Origin of the sequence: Embleya sp. NPDC020630 (assembly GCF_044334985.1) — a bacterium.
GTDB lineage: Bacteria > Actinomycetota > Actinomycetes > Streptomycetales > Streptomycetaceae > Embleya.
Window position 1 is genome coordinate 39,994 of sequence record NZ_JBIRUB010000031.1, and the last position, 20,538, is coordinate 60,531.

General features: G+C 70.3%; 20 protein-coding genes and 1 pseudogene. 13 read left to right on the forward strand and 8 right to left on the reverse strand.

Annotated elements, in window-relative coordinates; translation table 11 throughout:
* Positions 1–241 precede the first annotated feature (241 nt).
* From ACH4XV_RS44575 to ACH4XV_RS44585, 3 genes are all read left to right on the forward strand, one after another.
* Complete coding sequence (locus ACH4XV_RS44575) at positions 242–790, forward strand: hypothetical protein (RefSeq protein WP_395799668.1); 549 nt, start codon at positions 242–244, stop codon at positions 788–790.
* Between the two features lie 247 nt (positions 791–1,037).
* Positions 1,038–1,238, forward strand: a complete 201-nt coding sequence (locus ACH4XV_RS44580) for a hypothetical protein (protein ID WP_395799670.1) — start codon at positions 1,038–1,040, stop codon at positions 1,236–1,238.
* Entirely contained in the window at positions 1,235–1,474 is a 240-nt protein-coding gene (locus ACH4XV_RS44585) for an ABC transporter substrate-binding protein (RefSeq protein ID WP_395799672.1), read from the forward strand. Before ACH4XV_RS44580 ends, ACH4XV_RS44585 begins: the two co-directional genes overlap by 4 nt.
* A gap of 471 nt (positions 1,475–1,945) precedes the next feature.
* Here ACH4XV_RS44585 and ACH4XV_RS44590 read toward each other — a convergent pair whose 3' ends face one another.
* The 3 genes from ACH4XV_RS44590 to ACH4XV_RS44600 form a co-directional block, all read right to left on the reverse strand.
* Entirely contained in the window at positions 1,946–2,515 is a 570-nt protein-coding gene (locus tag ACH4XV_RS44590; protein WP_395799674.1) for a hypothetical protein, read from the reverse strand.
* Between the two features lie 373 nt (positions 2,516–2,888).
* On the reverse strand, positions 2,889–3,188 hold the full coding sequence (locus ACH4XV_RS44595; RefSeq protein ID WP_395799676.1) for a hypothetical protein: 300 nt from the start codon (positions 3,186–3,188) through the stop codon (positions 2,889–2,891).
* 184 nt (positions 3,189–3,372) lie between these two features.
* Positions 3,373–3,930, reverse strand: a complete 558-nt coding sequence (locus ACH4XV_RS44600; RefSeq protein WP_395799678.1) for a hypothetical protein — start codon at positions 3,928–3,930, stop codon at positions 3,373–3,375.
* A gap of 196 nt (positions 3,931–4,126) precedes the next feature.
* Between ACH4XV_RS44600 and ACH4XV_RS44605 the strand changes: the two genes are divergently transcribed.
* A complete protein-coding gene (locus tag ACH4XV_RS44605) occupies positions 4,127–4,252 on the forward strand; it encodes a hypothetical protein (protein ID WP_395799680.1) in 126 nt (41 codons plus the stop codon).
* Between the two features lie 187 nt (positions 4,253–4,439).
* On the opposite strand, the gene ACH4XV_RS44610 is transcribed toward ACH4XV_RS44605, so the two are convergent.
* On the reverse strand, positions 4,440–5,981 hold the full coding sequence (locus ACH4XV_RS44610) for a UvrD-helicase domain-containing protein (RefSeq protein WP_395799682.1): 1,542 nt from the start codon (positions 5,979–5,981) through the stop codon (positions 4,440–4,442).
* Between the two features lie 224 nt (positions 5,982–6,205).
* On the opposite strand from ACH4XV_RS44610, the gene ACH4XV_RS44615 reads away from it, so the two are divergent.
* Positions 6,206–7,396 carry a hypothetical protein gene (locus tag ACH4XV_RS44615; RefSeq protein ID WP_395799684.1) on the forward strand — a complete coding sequence of 397 codons (1,191 nt, stop codon included), beginning with the start codon at positions 6,206–6,208 and terminating at the stop codon, positions 7,394–7,396.
* A gap of 148 nt (positions 7,397–7,544) precedes the next feature.
* Here ACH4XV_RS44615 and ACH4XV_RS44620 read toward each other — a convergent pair.
* The 4 genes and pseudogenes from ACH4XV_RS44620 to ACH4XV_RS44635 form a co-directional block, all read right to left on the reverse strand.
* Positions 7,545–7,658 (reverse strand): annotated as a pseudogene (locus ACH4XV_RS44620) (hypothetical protein); the annotation flags it as partial.
* Positions 7,659–7,794: 136 nt separating this feature from the next.
* On the reverse strand, positions 7,795–8,664 hold the full coding sequence (locus tag ACH4XV_RS44625) for a phosphotransferase (RefSeq protein WP_395799686.1): 870 nt from the start codon (positions 8,662–8,664) through the stop codon (positions 7,795–7,797).
* A gap of 3 nt (positions 8,665–8,667) precedes the next feature.
* Positions 8,668–9,594: a hypothetical protein gene (locus ACH4XV_RS44630; protein ID WP_395799687.1), complete on the reverse strand. Its 927-nt coding sequence runs from the start codon at positions 9,592–9,594 to the stop codon at positions 8,668–8,670.
* A 22-nt stretch (positions 9,595–9,616) separates the two neighbouring features.
* Positions 9,617–9,814, reverse strand: coding sequence for a hypothetical protein (locus ACH4XV_RS44635; protein WP_395799689.1), 198 nt, complete (start codon positions 9,812–9,814; stop codon positions 9,617–9,619).
* Positions 9,815–9,978: 164 nt separating this feature from the next.
* On the opposite strand from ACH4XV_RS44635, the gene ACH4XV_RS44640 reads away from it, so the two are divergent.
* The 8 genes from ACH4XV_RS44640 (at position 9,979) to ACH4XV_RS44675 (ending at position 20,528) form a co-directional block, all read left to right on the forward strand.
* Positions 9,979–11,328, forward strand: a complete 1,350-nt coding sequence (locus ACH4XV_RS44640; RefSeq protein ID WP_395799691.1) for a hypothetical protein — start codon at positions 9,979–9,981, stop codon at positions 11,326–11,328.
* Positions 11,329–13,002: 1,674 nt separating this feature from the next.
* On the forward strand, positions 13,003–14,076 hold the full coding sequence (locus ACH4XV_RS44645; protein ID WP_395799693.1) for a bifunctional DNA primase/polymerase: 1,074 nt from the start codon (positions 13,003–13,005) through the stop codon (positions 14,074–14,076).
* Complete coding sequence (locus tag ACH4XV_RS44650) at positions 14,073–15,584, forward strand: phage/plasmid primase, P4 family (protein WP_395799694.1); 1,512 nt, start codon at positions 14,073–14,075, stop codon at positions 15,582–15,584. The genes ACH4XV_RS44645 and ACH4XV_RS44650 overlap by 4 nt, the downstream gene beginning before the upstream one ends.
* Positions 15,581–15,985 (forward strand): DUF6009 family protein, encoded by a 405-nt coding sequence (locus ACH4XV_RS44655; RefSeq protein WP_395799696.1) that lies wholly within the window; start codon positions 15,581–15,583, stop codon positions 15,983–15,985. Before ACH4XV_RS44650 ends, ACH4XV_RS44655 begins: the two co-directional genes overlap by 4 nt.
* Before the next feature lie 808 nt (positions 15,986–16,793).
* Positions 16,794–17,927, forward strand: coding sequence for an amidase domain-containing protein (locus ACH4XV_RS44660; protein ID WP_395799698.1), 1,134 nt, complete (start codon positions 16,794–16,796; stop codon positions 17,925–17,927).
* A 25-nt stretch (positions 17,928–17,952) separates the two neighbouring features.
* Positions 17,953–18,450: a hypothetical protein gene (locus ACH4XV_RS44665; protein ID WP_395799700.1), complete on the forward strand. Its 498-nt coding sequence runs from the start codon at positions 17,953–17,955 to the stop codon at positions 18,448–18,450.
* 808 nt (positions 18,451–19,258) lie between these two features.
* The gene (locus ACH4XV_RS44670) at positions 19,259–19,798 is read left to right on the forward strand and encodes an RNA polymerase sigma factor (RefSeq protein WP_395799702.1); all 540 of its coding nucleotides are present in this window, start codon (positions 19,259–19,261) and stop codon (positions 19,796–19,798) included.
* Positions 19,779–20,528 (forward strand): hypothetical protein, encoded by a 750-nt coding sequence (locus ACH4XV_RS44675; RefSeq protein WP_395799704.1) that lies wholly within the window; start codon positions 19,779–19,781, stop codon positions 20,526–20,528. Before ACH4XV_RS44670 ends, ACH4XV_RS44675 begins: the two co-directional genes overlap by 20 nt.
* Positions 20,529–20,538: the final 10 nt, after the last annotated feature.

Consider the following 20,538-nt stretch of genomic DNA (forward strand, 5'->3'; position numbering starts at 1 on the left):
GAACAGGCGCCCCACGAGGGGGGTCTCGTGCAATTCCTCGCACCCGCCGGGCAACCCGGCATCGCGCCGCACCGCGCCCGGGGCTCCGGGCGTGGTCTCCGTCGTGTCCGGCGGATCGGGGTTTCGTCGCGTCCGTCGCGAGGCGCGTTCGCGCCCGCCCCCGGTCGCGCGACCGGCCCCATCCGAGCCGCCCGCCACCTGCCCACCTGCCCACCTGCCCACCTGCGAGAAAAGAGGCACCATGTCCGCCCTGTCTCGCACCCGTACCCTCCCGGCCGTCGTGATCGGATTCGTCCTGGCCGCCGCGGTGTTGTTGCTGCCCGCCACCCCGGCCCACGCCTCCGTCCTCGACGTCACCTGCACCGGCGGCGAAACCGCGACCTACAACCCGGCCCTCACCTCGACACCCCAGACCGTCACCACCACCCGCGTGATCTCCTACAGTCCCTGCGTGTCCACCGACCCCGCGGTGACCTCCGGCGCACGCAACCTCACCTACACCGCACCCGGCTTCTCCTGCGTCGACCTGCTCGGCAGCGGAACCATCTCGGCCACCATCACCTGGAACACCGGCCAGACCTCCACCGTGACCGGCAACCGCGTGTCCACCGTCGTCGGCGCGACCACCGTCACCGTCATCACCGGCACCGTCACCGCCGGGCTGTTCACCGGCGACACGGTCGTACAGACCCAGATCGGCGCGGCCACCCCCATCCTCACCTGCAACCTCGGCCTGGGAACGGTGTCCGGTCTCACCTCGACCATCGTGCTGGAGATCAGCTCCACCTGACGGATCCACCGCGACCGCCACGTTCGAGCCGCCGATCGGCCCCTCGGCGTCGGGCACATCACCGCCACCCGCACCGCCTCCGCACCCACCGACGCGAACGCGGCCAACGACAGCGACACCGTCACCTGCACCGTCGTCTCGATCATCCTCGCCACCTGCCCCCGACCGGGCCTGGACGCGGACAGGATCAAGGCACTCGTCTCGATCGGCGTCGCGCGGCGACGCCGATCGCGGCGGGCGGTGATTCGTGCCACCGTTCGCGGCCGGGCCGCCCGACCACAACCGGACCCGGCCGCAGGCCCGCGGATCCTCGCTGTCGCATTCCGGGATCGACCTCTTGTTCCGCGACGTCTCCGGAAACCTCACGAACAACGTCACCTCCCGGGCGTACGCCTTCACGCTGTTCTCGGCGAAGTCCTGGTCGGAGACGCCGCCATCGGCACCGTGAACCCGCTTCCCCGGGACCGCGGCTGGAGGGTTCCCGCCACCACCACCCGATCCGCCGACGAACGCTGCGCCGTGGAGTTCCGGCTGTCCTCGGCACGGGACGGCTCCTTGAAGATCTTCGACTTCGGCGCCGAGGGCCTCTCGCTGATACGGACCTACCGAGGCCGCCTGGCCACCCTGCTCGCCCGGGAGGGCATCGACGCGGTGATCAAAGAGCTACGTATCGCGGCCGGCTGACACGGTTTGCCCGAACCGCTGCCGGCGCCATCGCGACGGAACCGAGGGAGCGGGCCCGCACGACGGTGCCCACGTCCGGGCGCCGAACACGGCGAGGACCACACCTCGGGAGCATTGCACCACCCCCTCCGGGGGGCCTGGGCCCTCGCCCGCCGCCGGATACGGCACGGTCCGAGTACGTACCCGTCACCAGCCCTGCGGGACGACATGACACCCCACGATGTGCCCGCCTTCGGGGAATCGGGCGGTCGCATCGTCGATTGAGGTGTTCCCGGTCGATCTCGCGAACGGTCGGCGCCCGTTAGGGTCGTCGGCTCCCGATGGGGAGGGCGGCGGCCAGCCGGTGTCGACGTCGGCACGCGTCTTCCGGCCCGGGCGGAGGGCGCGGCCGTGTTGTGCGTGTCCTCCCGTCGGCGAGCCGTTGTCGCCGGTGTCCCTCGTCGTCGTGTGCGGCGGGCGTCGTTCGCCGTGTCAGCCGACGACCTCGGCGACGATGGTGCCGCTTTGGCCGGTCAGGCCGCCGGGTGTCAGGCACGACAGGGGGTTGACGAGCGGGAACAGCCAGGTGAGGATCCCGGCGGCGCCGGTGAACTCGCCTGCGGAGACGGTGCCGGTGCCGATGGTCTGCGAGATGCCCAGGGTGGTGGTCGTCACGTAGGTGAGGCCGCCGACGGTGGAGCTTCGTCCGTTGTTCCAGTGGATGACCAGGACGCTGCCGGGGTCCACCTGCACGTTGTTGCAGGAGGCGTTCGCGAGGGGGTACGAGTACGGGCCGGTGACCACGCCGGTGATGGTGGGGTCCGTGGACACGCAGGAGGGGACGGAGTCGCTTTCGTTCAGGGTGACCGTCTGCGGTGTGAGCGTCAGCCCGGGGCTGTAGCCGACGGTGGCGGTGCCGGTGCAGGTGGTGGACGCGGCCGCGTGGGCGGCCGGCGCGGCCGCCGCTACCAGGCCGGCCGCGACGACCAGGGACACGAGGGCGGCCGCGGTCCTGTGCGGCGTCCGGGAACGCGCCGGACGGGACAAGGTCGTGGAAGACATCGCGGAGTCCTCTCCTTCGATCCCCGTGTTCCGGCGGCAGGGACCGGCAGCCCCGAGAGGGCCGCCGACGCGGGGCGCACCGCTTCCGCGAGTACCGCCGCCAGCACCGGTCGGCGGGCGTCGCGGGGAAGCAGGGCCACCCTCGCGCGCACGCCCCCACGCCGCTGCCGCAACGGCCGCGCCCGTCCGGAAAGCCCCTCACAATGTCCGGTTTCTCGCTGCTCCGGGTGATCGAGAGTCGGCAACGGTGCCGCCGCCCCGGCCTCGGCCGCCACGTCGGCCACGGCGGACGGGGCGAGGCGGTCACCGAGGCCGCGAACGTGAGCACCGCCGGCTCCGCCGCCGAACACCTCACCGCGGCGTGGACGGCTGTCTACGGGCTCGACCCCGACCCGTCGACGTCGTACAGCAACGCCATCAAGGCCGTGGAATGCGCCGCCCACGCCGTCGTCCAGCCCAACCACGCGCGGGCCACCCTCGGCACGATGTTCGGCGAACTCAAGAACGTGCCGCACAAGTTCGCCTTCGTCACCGCCACGGCCGCCGCGAGCACCGACCCGGTCGCGATCCCGACGGGGATGATGCAGTTGCTGGGGACGGCCAGACCTCCCGTCACGGCAAGCAGACCCCCACCCGCCCGGAAACCCTCGAGGAGGCCCGCGCTGCCGTGCACGCGGCCGCCACCCTCGTGCAGTGGTTCGTCTCCGGAGCGATCACCCGTCTCCCGTAGCCCTCGTTCGGTGGACGTCACTCCCGACCGTTGGGGAACAGGTGCGGGGGAGGAGTCATTCTGCTGGGCCGACGTTGCGGCCATTTGGACATTGGTTCGTCCCGCGTTTCCTGGGGAACCGAGCGCATCACCGCGGCCCTGCCGGTCCTTCTTCTTCCCGTCGCACGGACGTGTGCCTTTGGCGTTCCAGGTGGGCGAGCATCACGAGTGCGGTCCGCAACGTCAGGGGTGCGTCGGGATCGAGGTCGGCATCCGCCAGGATGGACGTGACGGTCATGTCCCCGAACAGGCTGAGGTCATCGTCCGGCATCGCGATCGCGAACCACTCGGCACCGGTCATGCCTTCGTCGGCGGAGGGCGGCGGTGCGGCGTCGCGTTCGGCGTTCCACAACTCGTGGAACCTGAGTACGAGTTCGTCGGCGTCGGGGCGCCGGATGGATACGGACGCCAGGTGGCGCACCGCGCTCTCCAGGCGGGGCCAGTCCGGGACGGCGCGGCCGTGCAGCAGACCGGCGAGCGTCTCGTGTGCGACTGTCGTGGGTGAGGCGTCGTGCTGTCGGATGTCCTCGGCCATCCGACGAGTCCCGGGCCAGCCGGCGTCGCGGTAGAGCCGGTGGAACTCCTCGACCAACTCCCTTCGCGCTCCGAGTGGTAACGCGCGTTCGTCGGGCATCGGGATGGCCACGGTTGTCCCCCTCCGGGTCGGGCCCGATCGGGCCAGATGTCGCCCAGTCTCGTGTGCCGCACGTCCGGGCGCAGGCCGATGCACGTACCGGGCCCGCCTCGTTTCGTACCCGTGCCTCCCGGAGCACGACCGGCACACGCGCACCACGGCCAGGCTGGATGTATCGCAATCCCACTCCTCGAAGGGACTTTCGTTGATGCCGCATGCCCGGCCCCCGCGTACTTCCGAACGTCCGCGTCTGCTGCATCTCGTGGCGGGCGGTGTCGTCTCCACCCTCGTCCGCGCCGCCGTGGACTGGATCCTGGCCCATGTCCACCACTGAGACCGCCGAGGCGGGTCTGGTGCCTGCCCATCAAGGCCTTCCGGATCGTTGCGGTGCGTCTGCTCCGCGCTTGTTGCGATCCTGCGCCACCGAGAGCCTCGAACCCATACGCAGGCTGTATACCGCCTGCGTATGGCCATACGCCTGGACGACTGCTACGGACACCGGCAGGCGCATCGTCGGTCGGTCAGGCGGGCGGATGTCCGAGAGAGTCCCAGGGGGATGCGTCGTCCGGCGGTTGGTGGCCGGGGCTGGCTTCGCCGGTGTCGGGTTGGCCGTCGGGGTGTTGGTTGATCCAGTTCAGGCCGCCGAGGTCGAGTCGGTGGCGGGCGCGGGTGACGGCGACGTACGCGAGGCGGGCTTCGGTGTCGGGGATGTAGCCGGGGTAGGTGTGGCCGTCATCGGCTTCGATGTCTTCGGGTTCGCAGTCGGCGAAGTCGTCGCCGATGCGGACGGTGTCCCATTCGCGGCCCTTGGCCTTGTGGGCCGTGGACACGAGGATGTCGGCCCGCTTCTCGTCGGTGAGCGCGTCGACGGCGGCGAGGACGGCTTCGGGGCCGACGTCGTCGATGAGGTCGACGAAGGGTTTGAGGTCGCGGCCGCCGGGGTCTTCCTCGGCGTACTCCTGGACCTCGCCCCAGGACTCGAACAGGAACAGTTCGTGGTGGCTGGTGCGTCGGCCGGCCTTGAGGTCCTGGGCGGCGAGGGCGAGGGACTTGAGCGGCCCGCCGCCGCCGACGAGACCGACCCGCGTGCCCTGTTCGAGCAGTTGCATGATTTCGAGGATGGAGCCCGCGTTGGTCCGGCACAGGATGGCGTCGGGCCGCTCCACCGGTCCGAGTTCGGTGTTGAGCGCGGTGGTTCCGGTCAGCCGCAGGGGCGCGTCGACGATCCGCAGCCAGCGGTTGGCTTCGGTGGCCAGGGCCGGGCCGAAACGGAAGGACCGGGACAGGGTGAGCTGGTTGCCGTCGAAGTCGGTCATGACGTCGCGGGCGCCGCGCCAGCCGTAGATGGCCTGGGCGGAGTCGCCGACCATGACGAGTTGGGCGTGGTGGCGTTGATCGAGGAAGACGCGCTCCACGACGGGGTTGGTGTCCTGGGCCTCGTCGAGGAGGAGGAAGTCGCCGGGGATGTGGGGGCGTTGCAGGGCCCAGATCTTCAGGTAGTGGTCGTGGCCGAACTTCACGATGTCGCTCTCGGGGTTCTGGACGTCGGCCCAGGCCCTGTGCGCGTACGGCAGGGCGAGGTCGACGAGGTGGTGGTGCCAGTCGGGGTCGAGGCCGCGCAGGTGGGGGACGTGGTGGCGGCCGATCTCGTCCGCGCTGGACTGGCAGAACCGGATGACGGTCTGCAGCGCGGTGTAGGAGACCGCCTTGTGGGTCACCTTGCGGGTGCCCATGGCGATGCTCATCGGCCGCATGCCGAGCCTTTCGCCGATCTTCCAGCTGGGGACACGGGCGCCGCCGAGGCGATGGGCGTAGCGGTGGCCGACCCCGGCGAACGCCAGGGAGTGCGCGGTGCGGCAGTCGACCTGTTGCGGGAACACGCGCTTGGCGGCGTGCGCGATCGAGCGGTTGAACGCCAGGTATTTGCCGGGCCGCCGGTCGCCGGCGGCGAGCATGGTGAGCGTGGTCGTCTTACCCGTTCCGGCGCCAGCCTGCAGGACGAGGTCGTCTCGGGTGCTGAACGCGTCGACGGCGGCTGCCTGTTCGGCCGTGGGCTTCGGCATGGTCACACTCCTCGATGGGGTGGGTGCGCCTCGAAGGCGCACCCGAACGGTTGCAGCCACGGGCCCGGTACGTCCGGGGTTTGCGGCATTCGGTCCGGTTCGGAACGAGGCCGGCCCGAATGTGGTGGTGGGGCGGTCTCTTCCAGTCGATGGGGTTGGCGCGTACAGGGGCCGGGTGAGAATCCGGGCGGGTGCCCTGCCGTGTGGAGGGAGGTGGGCGGTCCATGCATGCCGATCTGGGGCCGGTGGACGCGACGTTGCCGGACCTGAGGTGCGGCGCGCGCTGGGAGGACATTCACCGGGTGCGGCCGCGGGCTCCGCTGACCTGCCCGGGGTGTACGGGGGCGGTGCGCGCGAAGCGGTCACCGAAGAAACTGCGGTTCTTCGCCCACGACGTCGTCACGCCCGACTGCCCGCACCACGGCGAGAGCCTGGCCCACCACCTGCTCAAGGCCGAACTCGCTGGCGCCGCCCGGGAGGCGGGATGGGTGTGCGCGCTGGAGGTGGCCGGCCACGGCTGGCGGGCCGACGTCTTGTCCACCCACCCCACGCAAGGGCGCCCGCTGGCGTGGGAGGCGCAGTTGGCGGCGATCACCATCGAGGACGTCGAGGAACGCGGCCGCCGGATGCGCGAGGACGGCGTCGGGGTGTGCTGGGTGAGCGACCGCAGCCTGCCGTGGCTGGGCCAGGCCCCATCGATCCGCGTCGAACGGGCGGACGACGGCACCTTGATGATCATCGACGGGCTGGCCCGGTTCGTGTCGAGCTGGTGCCCGAAGCGGCACAAGTGCAGCCACCTGGCCGCAGTGGGCCCGTGTCCGGGACACGGGCACTGGGAGCCGGTGGAGCCGTTGCCGCTGGTGCGCTTGGCGGCCGCGATACGCGACGACACGACCCGGCCGCTACGCCTGCGCAGCGGTGTCCACCAGGCGTGGCGGGAGCAGGACCGGGTGGTGCGGTGGACGACCGCCGCGTACGCCGCGCTGGAAGCCGAACAGGTGGCGGCGACGGAGGTGGCGGAGGCCGCGCAGGCTGCGGCGCTCGCGGCCTACCGGCGCGGTCTTCCTCCGGCGCCTCCACCACCGGATGTGCGGCGCCGCCGACTCCATCAGGCGGGGATCGCGCAACTGGTCGCCGAGGAAGCGCCTCGGCAGACCGGGGAGCCCGCGGTGTTCGACCCGCCGCAAGCACGGTGGGCGTGGGGCGTGCCGGTATCCATCGGTGGTCGGGTGCGGGCGGTAATCTGCCCGGATCCCACTGCCGTTCCTGCGGTTCTGGACCGGCTGGCATCGGTCGTGCTCTACGTACCGGCGGACAAGGACGTCGACGTCCTGGCCGGCCATGCGGCCCCCGGACAGCGGATCGCCGTGGTGAACGGTCAACGCCGCGACCTGCAACTCGGCGGTGGGCCCTGATCTCCCGGGCGGCGGCACGGGCTGGCGTCGAAGGCGCCGACGCTGCGGGTCTTGAGCCGGTGCGGCGGACGGCGACGCTGCTGGTGGCAGTGCGGCAGTTGGAGACCTCCTCGGTGGACGACGCGCTGTACGCGGAGGGTTCGCGGCCGTTGCGCCCGTACGTCTCCCACCAGGCGCCGAACTCCCACAGGTGGGCGTTGTCCCAGCCCATGGCGACCTGGATAACGGCGTGCAGCCCGGACAGCGGCGTGCGAGTGGACATGGGTCCGCCGCCACATCACCGGCTTGATGTCCGGCATCGACACTCGCAGCTGGTGCGCGGTCTCCACGGGGCAACCGTGTAGGCCCGGCCACCCGTCCCGGCACCGCGACGGATGGCTGGGGCCGGCCGTCGACGCTCAAGCCCGCGGAAGGGACGGTCGCCGGGGGGAGAGGCGGGCGAGGGCACCGGCGACCGTGCGTTCGCCGGGTTCGAGCGTCATGGCGGTGTCGATCAGCGCCTCCAGTTCGGCGTCGACCCACGGTCGGGCGTCGGTCAGGGGCACGCGCCGTCGGGTGGTGGCGATGTCCTCCAGGACGTCGCCGGGCGCGACACCGGGACCGGCCATGCGGTCGGTGGCCGGGGTGGCACCGGTCCAGGCCCACCGGATTGCCGCGCCGAGGCTGTAGATCTCGGCGGCGTCGGTCAGTTCCAGGTCAACGTCCGGGGCGGTGTCCAAGAGCCGGCGGGCGATCTCGGGTGCGGTGGCCTGGTCGCCGCCGCCCCGGTACGGGCCAGGGAGGGGCAACAGGCGCGGGTGGTGCGCGAGGTCGTGGTCGATGAGGTCGACCCGGCTTTCGTCGGGGGAGATGAGGATGTTGTCCGGGTGGATGTCGCCGTGGCGCCACCCGGCCGCGTGCCGGCTCTCCAGCGCAGTGAACGCGGCCGCCGCGACGGCCCGCAGGCGCCCTGCGAAGTCTGCTGGCGCGGTGTTGTCCCGGGTCGGCCGACACCATTGCCACAGGGTGGTGCCTGGCAGCCAGCCGAACGCGGCCCAGGCGCCGCCGTCGCTCTCGCCGTGTGCGGCGGTCATCGTGGTCAGGCCCGCCTCGCGCAGGAGCGCGACGGCGCGGGCCTCGTGCAGCAGCGAAGCCGTGCCGCCGGGGTTCACGGCGGTCTTGATCTTCCAGTCGGTGGTGCGCCAGGCATCGGTGTGGTGGGGGCTCAGGGGCTGCGGGGTCTCGGTGACGTCGAGGGCGGTGAGCGCGGCGGCGAGGAGCGGGTCCATGCATCACATCCTTGCGGGTTCGGGTGGTGTGGTGGGGCCGTGGACGAGAAGGCGGGCGATCGCGGCGGAGATGGGCAGGCCGGTGTACGTCTCGATCGCGCCGAACTCGCCCACCACGTTGGTCTCCAGGTAGTGCCACACACCGCGGCGGTCGACGACGAAGTCCAACGCGCTGTACGCGAGACCGAGATCGCGCACGTGCTCCACGCAGGCCCGCGCAATGTGCCCGGGAGCGGTGATCGCCTCGTGATGGTCCACGGGGGCGTCCCGACAGTCGAGTTCGTCGTGGGCGATCGCGGCCGCGAAGACCCGGTCGCCGACCACGGTCACCCGCGCGTCGAACGCCCGGTCCTCGACCAGGGCCTGCAGGTAGTGCACGGTCCCGGCGATGGCGGCCTGATTGTCGCTCGCGCGCAGGCGGGTGGTGGGGATGAACGTGGTGTGCCGCTGGGTCTGGGCCTTGACCACGACCCGATCCCGATGTGCGGCGACGAAAGTGCGCACCGCGTCCGGATCGGACGTCAGCAGCGTGTCCGGCACGGTGAACCCGACCCGGGCCGCAGCCGCGAGCTGTGCCGGTTTCGACCGCACGGCCGCGACCACCGTCGGATCGTCCACCCACACCCTGAGCCGGGCCGCCTTGAGGAGCCCCAGCAGCGCGGTGGTGTTCTCGTGCGCCCGCCACCGCTCGTCGGCCCCTGGGTGCGCCTCGGGTCGGGTGGGCTTGCGCCAGTACACCGCGCACCCGCCGTCCAGGACCACGGACCGATCCCCTTGGCACAGACGCGTGTTCCACCGGTTCCGGTCGAGGCGGCCGACGACACTCAAGTCTTCGCGCATGCGGCCGGGGTCCAGCCGCAGCACCACGGCGGCGTGGCCGCCGAGCCGATCCACCACCAGGTCGGCGGTGAGATCGTCCTCGGCGGCCACGACCACAACCCCGGGAACAGGGTCAGTCATCCGTCTTGAGCCCGGAGGGCTCCTGGGTCTGGGTGTAGTCGGCGACCAGCGCCGGGTCGACGGCGCGGACCAGCAGGGTTCCGTCAGCAACCACGTTCGCGCAGACGGTCGGGTCGTAGCGGTACTCGGGCAGCGGCCGGCCGGTGCCGCCCGTGACGGCGGCCCTGCGGCCGAGGATCAACGGCGTCATGATTTCGTTCCCCTATCTTCTTCCAATTCCTGTGGCCCGCCCGCGGGCGGGGCCCTTGGTGACAGTGAAGTCGCGAGCGCGCCGAGCGACCATGCCTCTGGCGTTCCGGGGGCGTTAAGCGCGTTAATCGACGTCACACGTCGTCTGCCACGGGGGTGGCCGTGATGGTGAACACGGGCCGCGCGCCCAACGCGTTACTGCGGGCGCTGGTCGCCGAGAGCGGCTGCCCGTACGAGGCGATCGCCCGCGCGGTGAATACGATCGGCGCCGAGGCGGGCCACGCTTTGCACTACGCCCGGCCCTCGGTGGCGCAATGGCTGGCCGGCACTCGGCCGCGCGACCCGGTGCCCGAACTGTTGGCGGAGGCGTTGACCCGCCGATTGGGTAAACCCGTGACGGTGTCCGATATCGGCATGGCGCCCTTGAGCGCCGGAGTCGGGATCGGTCTCGCCCTCGATCCCGCCGCCGCCCTCGCCGAACTCGGGAGCACCATGCGACGACGCACGCTGATCACCACCGGCGCCTACTCCCTCGCCGCTGCCTGGGGACTGCCCGACTGGCGGGAGATCGCCGAACGCGGAACCCTCACCGCCAGCGCGGCCGGCCCGCGCATCGGCATCGGCGACGTGGCCGCCGTGCGCGCGATGACCCGCGTGTTTACCCAGGTCGACGAGATGCACGGCTCCGGCGCGGTCCGCGACACCGCCCTGGCCTACCTAACCAACGAGGTCGCCGTCGACCTGAAGGCCGACGCCGCCGACGGCGTGCGCCGCGACCTGCACCGCGCCGCGTCCACCCTCGCCTACCTCGTGGGCTGGTACTTCTGGGACTCCGAACAACACCCCGCCGCGCAGAAGCTGTACATCCTCGCGCTACGGCTCGCCGCGTCCGCCGACGACGGACCCGCCTACGCCACCGTCCTGCGCGGCATGTCCGTCCAGGCCCGGGGACTGCACCACCACAACGCAGCTGTCCACCTCGCCGAACAGGCCGTCACCGCCGCAGGCGGCATCAATGCGCAACCCCTGCACCGCGCGTTCGTCACCGCCGCGATGGCCACCGCCACCGGCGGCGCCCGCGACCGCCGCGCGGCCCTGCGCAACCTCGCCGCCACTGAACGCGCCCTGGAACACGCCGACCAAACCTCCGGCCCCAGCGGCGGCTTCCACACCGCCTCCCTCGAACACACCGCTGCCCTGACCCACCGCGGCATGGGCGACCTGAAGGCCGCGGCTGCCGCGATGGCCCGCAGCAACCGGGCCCGCCCCTCCCACGAACGAAGCCACCGCGCCGTCTCCTCCGGAATCCTCGCCGAGACGCTCCTCGACCTCGGCCGCCTGGAGGAGGCCTGCGAAGCGTGGAATGTACTCGTGGACGACCAAGCGGACCTGCGCTGCGGACGGGCCGACACCGCGATCGCCCTCATGCGCGCCCGGCTCCGCCCTCACGCCCGCGTTCCCGCCGCCGCCTCGCTCCTGCACCGATCCACCACCACGCGCATCCGCGACGCGTGACGGCGTTCGTCGCGGAAGGCGTCCCGGGGACGCGGAATCCTGGGGACCCTGGGCAAAGGCTCGTCCAACGGGACGCGAGGTATCCGGATCCCCGACAGCTGGCGCACCGTGTCCATCGCGCTGGCGCGGTGGGCGGGCGCTTGTGTTGTTCCAGGTGGGCGAGCAGTACGAGCGCGGCCACAATCCGAGCCTGGGAGACCTATCGGGCCCGTCTCGCCACCGACGCGGCGGCCCGCTGGTCCGTGCCTGAGGCCTCGGCGTTCGTCGGCATCGACCAATGGGGCCACGTCACCGCTGGCATGACCCCTGACTCGATCACCCGCGCGGTGAAGCGCGTGAGCGCCCGGGCCGGGGTCGCGGTCGCCTGGACCGGACACTCGCTGTGCGTCGGCCACGCCTCGATGTCCCGCCGCAAGGGCCGCGACGCGGTGGCCATTGCCGACCAGGGCGGCCGGGGTCCGCCATTCCCACTCCCTTCACGGTTACATGCAGATCGAGGACGGCTGGAACGACAACAACTCCGCCGACCTCGTTTGAACCAAGAGGGCTACGGCCGGGGCCTACTGGTCTCTTCGTAGATCTCGACAACATCGCGTGCTTGCCAGGCCAGTCGGTAGGCGAGGACGACGATCTGGAAGAGCTCCGCCGTACTCGGCAGTTTTTCGCGGTAGCCAGGAGCAGGCCGAGTAGTGCGATGACGCGTCGTCGGTGCCGCGACGGGGGTGGGCCAGGTACGGGCTCCTGCTCGTGTTCCGACTCTGGGGTGGGCTGTTCGGACAGGGTGTTCCCGGGACCTCCGATGCCGTTTCCGCCGGTGTCGGCGACGAGCCTCGGTCGGGTGTGGGGTGTTGCGGTAGCTGCAACGGCCGTTGCCGGGACATCGGCAACACGTTTGTGTATTCCGCCGCCCCGGCCGCCTTCTCGTGGCGTTGGAGCGACGACGAGCCGGAGAACGCGCCGCCGTGAGCCGGTGGAGCGGCCGGAGCGACTGAAGCGACCGAACTTCACAAGAGGAATTGTGTTTTCCGTATGTGGGGGTACGTGCGTGGCATCGCTCGGCGAGCGACCGGAACCTTCGGTCGTTGCTTCGGTCGCTGTGCGAATCCGCAGGTCACAGCGTTGCGTTCCTTCGGATAGCGACCGAAGCGACCGAACTTCCGGATTATGAGGACATTCGCGTGTGCGCGTGTGCGTCATAGAGTCCGACGTTCAGTCGCTTCGGTCGCTGATCCCTGGTTCGCAGGGCTGTGACCTGGGCCTTTTCCGTATCGGTCGGGTCAGCGACCGATCTCTTCGGTCGCTGGTCCGGCGAGTCTTGGGTAGCTGACACGCGGAATACCGGTCCGAGCCGTTCCGAGTGGGGGTCTCCGCTACCCTGACGTCCCTGAAACCAATTGGGAGCTTCAGTCGCTTCGGTCGCTACTGTTGCTCCACAGCCCTGTGACCTGGCCGTTCGGTCAGCGACCGAAAGGACGACGCCCGATCGACAGGTTCAGTCAGCGACCGTGCGCGAGCGGCCGAGGCCGGACCGAGGGCCATCGGTGTACACGTACCGCGCCGTCCGGGCGACCCCGCCGAGGCATCCGGCGCCCTCCGCCGGATCCTCGCTCCGGTTGTCGTCACGCCTCGGTCGCCGGTCGACACGAGGGCTCGGGTATCGGGGAGGCCGGTGTGATGGGGCAGCAACGGGACGCGGTGCCCGGGGCGTTGGCGGTGGCCCGCTGGTGCGCACGCTCCGGATGGCCGGTGCACCCACTGGCCCCGCAACGCAAGACACCGCCCGCGAACTGCGAGGCCTGCCACGAGCCCGGCCACACCCACCTCGGGTGCCCGTGCCTGGCGGCCGGTCGCTGGTGCCACGGCTTCCACGCCGCGACGCTCGACCCGGAACGCATCCGCGCCTGGTGGGGCCGCGGATCGCGTTTCGGCGTGGGCGTGGCGTGCGGCCCGGCCGACCTGGTCGTCATCGACGTCGACGCCCACGACGCGCCCCTGCCCGCCCGGGACCGCCTGTTGCCGGGCATCACCATCGGCGACCACGTCGACCTGACCGGCCTCGCGAGCGGCTTCGACAGCCTGGCCCTGCTCGCCGCGCTTCGCGGCGCCCCGGACCCCACGGAGGACGAGGACACCCTCCGCGTACGCACACCCTCCGGCGGCATGCACATCTGGTACCGCACCACCCCGACCCGCAAGTGGCTGTGCTCCAGCGGATCGAGCACCGCCCGCGCCCTGGCCTGGCAGGTCGACGTACGCGGTGTCGGCGGCTACATCGTTGCCCCCGGCACCCGCACCCCCGTCGGCATTTACACCCCGGAAGGCTCCTGCCGCGTCCCGGCGCCGCTGCCCGCATGGCTGGCGACCGAACTCGCCCGCACCGGCCACGCCGACCGGCCCGACCCCACCACCCGCCACCACCGGGTACCGCCACGCGCCCGGCTCGCGGTGGCGGCCGCGGGCGGCGGGGCACACCTCGCGGCCAAGGCGTTGGCGACCGTCCTGCAGGACGTCGCCGACTGTGCGCTCGTGCCCTCGGGCGCTGGATTCAACGACAAACTCAACCGGGCCGCCTACACCGCCGGCGGCCTGATCGCCGCCGGGCACCTTGACCCGGCCGATGCCGAACGGCTGCTCCTGGAGGCCGCCGAACATGCCCGCCCCGGCCACGCCCAGCGGTCCCTGTCCACCATCCGCGGCGGCATGACCGCCGGCCGCGCCCGGCCCCTGAATCCCGGAGGCCGCCCGTGAGCGGTACCCCGCCCTCACCTCGCTTCGACGCCGCGGCGGTCGCCGCGCAGATCCAGGCGACCCTGCCGCTGTTCCCCACCCAGGACACCGGCCCCGTACCGACCCCGGGGCCGGGCGGAGCGACCCGCCACGGCCTGGTCCCCGACTCGCTCTCCGACCGCGGCAACGCGAAGGCCTTCGTCGCCCTGTACGGCGCGGACTTCCGCCACGTCCCCGGCCTGGGCTGGTACCGGTGGGCCGAACACCGCTGGCAACTCGACGAGGACGACACCGTACTGTGGGCGGCCGGCGACATGGCCGAGACCCTTGCCACCTCCGACCCCCACCGGGTCCACTCCGATGCCGAACTGCGCAAACACCGCCGCCGATCGCTGTCCACCTCGGGCCTCAAATCCATGCTCATGCAGGCCCAGGCCGCGCCTGGCATGGTGCTCCGCGCCGAGCACCTCGATGCCGACCCCTACGCCCTGTGCACGCCCGGCGGCGTCGTCGACCTGCACACCGGAGCAGTCGAAGCCCCCGACCCGGAGAAACACAACCACTCCCGCTCCTGCACCGTCGCCCCCGCCGCGATGCCCACCCCGCGCTGGAACCGCTTCCTCGCCGACACCTTCGGCGACGACGCCGAAGGCGCGGAGATGATCGACTTCCTCCACCTGCTCCTCGGCTACTCCGTCACCGGCGATGTCGGCGCGCAGATCATGCCGTTCCTGTACGGCCTCGGGAAGAACGGCAAGAGCGTCCTCCTGGACGTGCTGGTGACACTCCTCGGCGACTACGCCGACGCCGCCCCACCCGGATTCCTCATGGCCAAACCGTTCGAGGGACACCCCACTGACCTCGCCGAACTCCACGGCCGCCGCGTCATCGTCTGCTCCGAACTCAAACCCGGCGACCGCTTCGACGAGGCCCGCTTCAAACTCCTCACCGGCGGCGACCGCCTCAAGGCCCGCCGCATGCGGCAGGACTTCTTCAGCTTCGAACCCACCCACAAGCTCTGGCTGCTCGGCAACCACCGCCCCGAAGTCACCAGCGGCGGCTTCGCGTTCTGGCGCCGCATGCGCCTCGTCCCGTTCGAACGCGTCGTCGCCGACGAACACCGCGTCGACAACCTCGCCCAGGTCCTCGTCTCCGAGGAAGGCCCCGGCATCCTTGCCTGGCTCGTCGAGGGCGCCCGCCGCTACCTCGCCGGCGACCGCGACCTCACCGGCCCGCCCCGCGTCCGCGTCGCCACCCACGCCTACGCCGAGACCGAGGACCACATCGGCCGCTTCGTCGACGAACGCTGCACCCTCGCCGCCGGGGTGCGCGCCGAACAGACCGGCCTGTACGCGGCCTACCGCACCTGGTGCGGCTTCGAGGACACCTCCCCGGTTTCCGCCCGCGCGTTCGCGGCCAGGATCCGAGAGACGGTCGGACTCACCTCGCCCCGCCAGATGACCACGTCCAACCAACGCAAGTACTACCCGGGCATCGGCCTGCTCGACGACACCGAGGAGACGCCGTGAGCGCGCTGATCACGCCGGACCAGATCGCCCACGAGGCCGACATCGTCTGGCTCGAGGACCCCGCCGACCTCGACTACGTCCGCCAGGTCCTCGACCGCCTCCCACGCCGAGCCGGTGTCCCCGCGTTCCACCGCGACGGCCGCATGGTCGGCTACGCCATCCTCGGCCCCCGCGCGAAGGCGTCCCGGGCCTCCGGGACCTACCGCCGCCGCGTCTTCTGGCTCGCCCCCCACGACCGCGACCGGGCCCCGACCGGCGCCTACGTCTCCGGAGCCCCGTCGGAAGCCGTCGACCCCCGCACCCTGGAGCCCAAGGTCCCCGGACACAAGACCCAACGCTCCGAAGGCGGCCCGCCGTCCGAGGCCATGCGCGAACTGGGGATAACCCTCCCCAAGGGGTAGACACCTTCCCGACCCGCACTCCATCCGGCGACCCGAGCGACCGAAGCCCGCATCGGATGCGCGAGACGACGACCGGGGCCGTCGACCGCGGACATGGCCGCCTGAGGCAAGTCGCTTGCCTCAGGCGGCAAACTTCCCATGGGATGTGTCGACCCAGGGCCGACACATCTCACCCATGCGTTCCGACCGCGACGTCGCGGTCGCAGCAGGCCGAGGTCTCTCCGGCGTACCGGCGTCCCGCCTCCAGTCGGTCGGTCCGACGACTGACCGGCATGGTCCTCGGGGCGGGCGAGTACGACAAGAACCGGGGATGCTCACAGTATTCGGGAACGACGTCGTCCCGGACATCGGCGTGGATGAGGCCGCCGAAGGCGCCCCGGTGATCCCCCGATAGACAGACGCCGAGTTCAGTTCAGCTCGGTCGGATCGATGTCCACCGCGTCGGGTCTGTCGTGGACGGTGCAGTGCTGGGCGAGCCATCGCGACGCCACCGCGCGATCCGGGCCCAACGCGGGCACAGTCCTGCCGTCCTCGGAGGCAAGACCGGGTCTTCGAACGCGGAGGGAAGGCGCCCCTTTCGTCGCGAGTTTGGCGCTTTTGAATAAAGAAACGGAACCAATAATCGTTGATTCCGTATTTCCAGAACCTCTCCCGACTCACCGACGTGCGCGACCATGAGTCCTTGGGGTTAAATCGGTCGATAGAACCCGGGAGAAAGATCAAACTCATTAATTGATTGCACGACGGACGGCGGACGTGTTTCGCTGAAACGAGCCCACACGGGCCCGTTCGAAACTCGGGAGGCCGAATGTTCCTGTCAGGACCTGTTCGACTACTCTCCGTCTGTGCGCTCATCGCAGGCGGAGCACTGATCTCCACTTCTCACGCAACCGCCGAAACGTTACGCGACAAAAGCGACACCGAGGCTCTGAAGGATGCGGCGCAGACCTTGCTAGGGGAGCGCGTCCAATCGATCGTCACCGGAGTCGCCCCCAAAACTCGCACCGTCGGACCAGTGAACCCGAAAGTGCAAATTTCGGGCGCTGCTCTCGCGGACCAACAGAATAAGAACAACGCGATAGCAAGGCAACGCAGCGAGCTGGCCTCTTACGACATCGCCTACACGAAGGCGACCGCCGACGTTGATCTCCTCGACGTGACATACACCGGATCCACGGCCCGGCTCGATGTCTCCCGGAATGCCGCGCTCACATACCGGAACCCGCCGGCGCCCGGCATCACGCAACTGAAGACACACGACGTGTACTCGCTCGTCTTCACGAAGGATGCGGGAATCTGGTCTCTCCAGTCGCAGCAGCGCCGCGCGGATGACGGCCTCATTCTGTTGGCGGACAGCACGCCGGACGTGTCCTCGGCGGCGCCGCACAAGTCGGATCCGCGCAAGAAGGCGGCAGCCTCCACCACGAGGCCAGCCGTGGCATCGTCCAAGATCCGGAAACTGTCGGGCGGCTACGACTACGGCGCGATGGCGCGCTATGCGACGGACCACGCGCCGACAGCCTTCTACAACCCGGACTACCGATCGTGGTCACAGGACTGCACCAACTTCATCAGCCAAGCCCTGCGCGCGGGCGGCTGGGAGGATGCTTACGATCCGAACGATCCGCACGGGAACACCAGTTGGTGGTACACGTGGACCAACCAATCCGCCTCCTGGATCAATGCCGAGGCGTTCTACTGGTTCGCCGTGGACAACCGGGTGACCGAACTCGGGAACGTGTGGGACATGCTCCTCGGAGACGTCCTCCAAGCAGACTGGAACACCCCGGACAACGTCATGGACCATACGATGATGGTCCACGCCTTCGACTACAACGGATATCCGTTGATCGCTTCCCACACGAACGATGCTTCGTGGATCCCTCTGGGCCAGGTGATCAGCGGGAACCCGGGGGCGGACTGGTGGGCCCATCGGACCTGAGCCAGGGGGAACATTGAGTGCGCACGTGACGGTCTCGCATACGCGAAAGATTCCGATATTACTCCTCGGACTGTTCCTGGCAGCTGTTCTTCTGGGCTGCGGAAATCGGAATTCCGGAGGCCCCGAGGCATCGGGAGTCTATGCCGCCCCGCCCGATGTGGGTGCGTTGCAGAAGTACATGGCCCGGTATGTTAGCCTGCTGAACGAGGGCAATGCGCCGGAACTGGCCAAACATCTCGGCGACCCAAATAGCAAGCAGGATGCCGCGTTACGAATCGAGAAGTACGGCCGGCAGCAATGGCGCGACGCCTCGTTCGAATGCGAGAGCAAGGGCATCTCCGCAGACATCTACGACATCCGCATCACGGCCACCAACGGAACCACGGCGGCACCGATCAGGATTGACGAGCGGGCGCACTGGTTCGGACACGAGAAGAAGTGGCACCTGGCCGGCTTGATCGAGACCAAGGCCGATCCACAGAAACCGACTTCCGGGATTGACCCGCCTTCGACCGTGGGTTGACAAAGGATCCGAACCAGGCATCGAGGCCGACACGGGCGTGAGAACCAAGGCGGGCCCGACCGGGGAACCGGACGCTGCTGGTTGATTCGGGCCTGGGTGTGACGTCGGCTCCCACGACCTGATTGTGGTCGTGGGAGCCGACGTTGTCGTATGGGGGTGGCGGAGACGGTTCGGGTGGCCCGGGCCGCGTTCCTGGCGACCGGGTCCGGGACGAGCTGGGGCCGTTGTTCACCGCCGAGGAGTTCGCGGATCCCTAATCCGCCGATGCGCCTCTGAAAAACCCGACCCCCGCCTGACGTCGGCCCGTTTTCCGACCCACGAATCCGTCCCTCACGGACTCAACAGCACCAGTCGACGGCATGGTTCACGGTCGCCGGCCACTGCGACCGATACCTGCCAACGCCTGCGGCGGCCGCCGTTTCGTATCGCCTGCCGGCGCCATGGCACGCGGGGCGCGCCATCGGGGGGGCGTTCCGCCGCCCCCCCGATCCCCCCTAGCGGTTCGTGCCGTTGGGCGGGACCACCGTTCGCACCCGGGTCGTGCGCCGCCGGTTCAGGCCCGCGCTTTACGTACCCGCGCTCGATCGGGTCGGTCGGGATGTTCAGCGCTCTGCCGGTGGGAACGTGGTTCGAGGCTCCGGGAATTGCCGGCTCGCTGCGAGCGACGGTCGTGGTCTCGGTCCCGGTCTCGTCGAGGTGGGAAGGCCAGGAATCGTCTCGCCGACGCGGCCAACCCGCCTCGAGGGTTGTTCGTTCTTTAGGGGTGTGACGGTGACGACAGGTCGGGTGTCGGGGTGGGGGAGGGCAGATGGGTGTTGACGGGGAGGTGGTGCATTCCCTGGTGGCGGCGCGTGGGCAGGCGTTGAAGCGGTACGCCTTCCTGCTGTGTGGCGACGACGACCGGGCCGATGACCTCGTGCAGGAGGCCCTGGTGCGTACCCTCGCGCGGCGGCACCCGCGCGAGGTGGCGGAGTTGGAGGCGTACGTCCGGCGGGTGATCGTCAACCTGGTCATCGACGAGTCCCGCAGGGCAGGAAGGTGGGCCCGGCTACGGCCCATGCTCCGTACGCGACAGGCGTCGTTCGACGAAGAGGGACCCGAGTCGCGGGTATCCGCACGGTTGTGGACCCGGGAGTTGCTCTCGCGATTGCCGCCGGGGCAGCGGGCCTGCCTGGTCCTGTACTACCTCGAGGATCTTCCGATCGCGGAGATCGCGAACGTCCTGGGATGCGGGCAGGGATCGGTCAAGAGCCAGATGAGCGCCGCGCGCGCGGCGCTGCGGCGGATGTCGACGAGCGAGGACACGACGAACACCGAGGAGGAAGACCATGAACTCGAGCCGAGATGACATCCGCCACGCCCTGGACACGCTCTCCCACGAGGCGAGGCCGCTCCGCGAGATGCCCCGGGAGACCTTGACGAGGGAAGCCGATCGACGCCGGCGCCGCCGCCGGTTGCGCACGGCCGCAGCCGCGACGGCGGTGGCCGTGTGCGGTGTGGGGGTGGTCGCCGCGATCGTGCGCGGGGCGGACTCGGCGGATCGGTCGACCTCGGCCGCCGCGCCGACTCCGCCCGACGCGCCTGCGTGGGGCACGCAGGAACCGGGCCCGTTCACCTGTGGTCGGCCGCTCGGATACCCCACGACGGAGCAGTTCGAGGGGTTCGGTCTGTCGCCGTTGAGGATCGAACGCACCGCACCGGACGGCCCGCCGAAGGTGGAGGCCGACCTGGAATCACCCTCGCCGAACGGATTGAACGCCACCGAGGTGTATCCCGTCGTGGTGGTGTTGCGGGACGGGATCGTGGTCGGCGGTCCCGTCGAGGCCGGTGCCCTGCCGCCCGGGCGTATGCTCCGAAGCCCGGATTGGCCTGCCTGGAGTCGGACCATTCGGCAGCCGACCCCGGCGTGGTTGTGCGGCGCGGTGACCTGGCAGCAGGTGTGGGCGGAGCCGGGAAAGTACACGGTGGCGCTCGTGATGACACCGCCCACGACCGACGGAAACCGGCCCGGCGGCCGTGCGATCGACGCGTCCAATCCGTTGCTGATTTCGACGGCCCGGCTCGACGCGCTGCCGTGAGACGGACTTT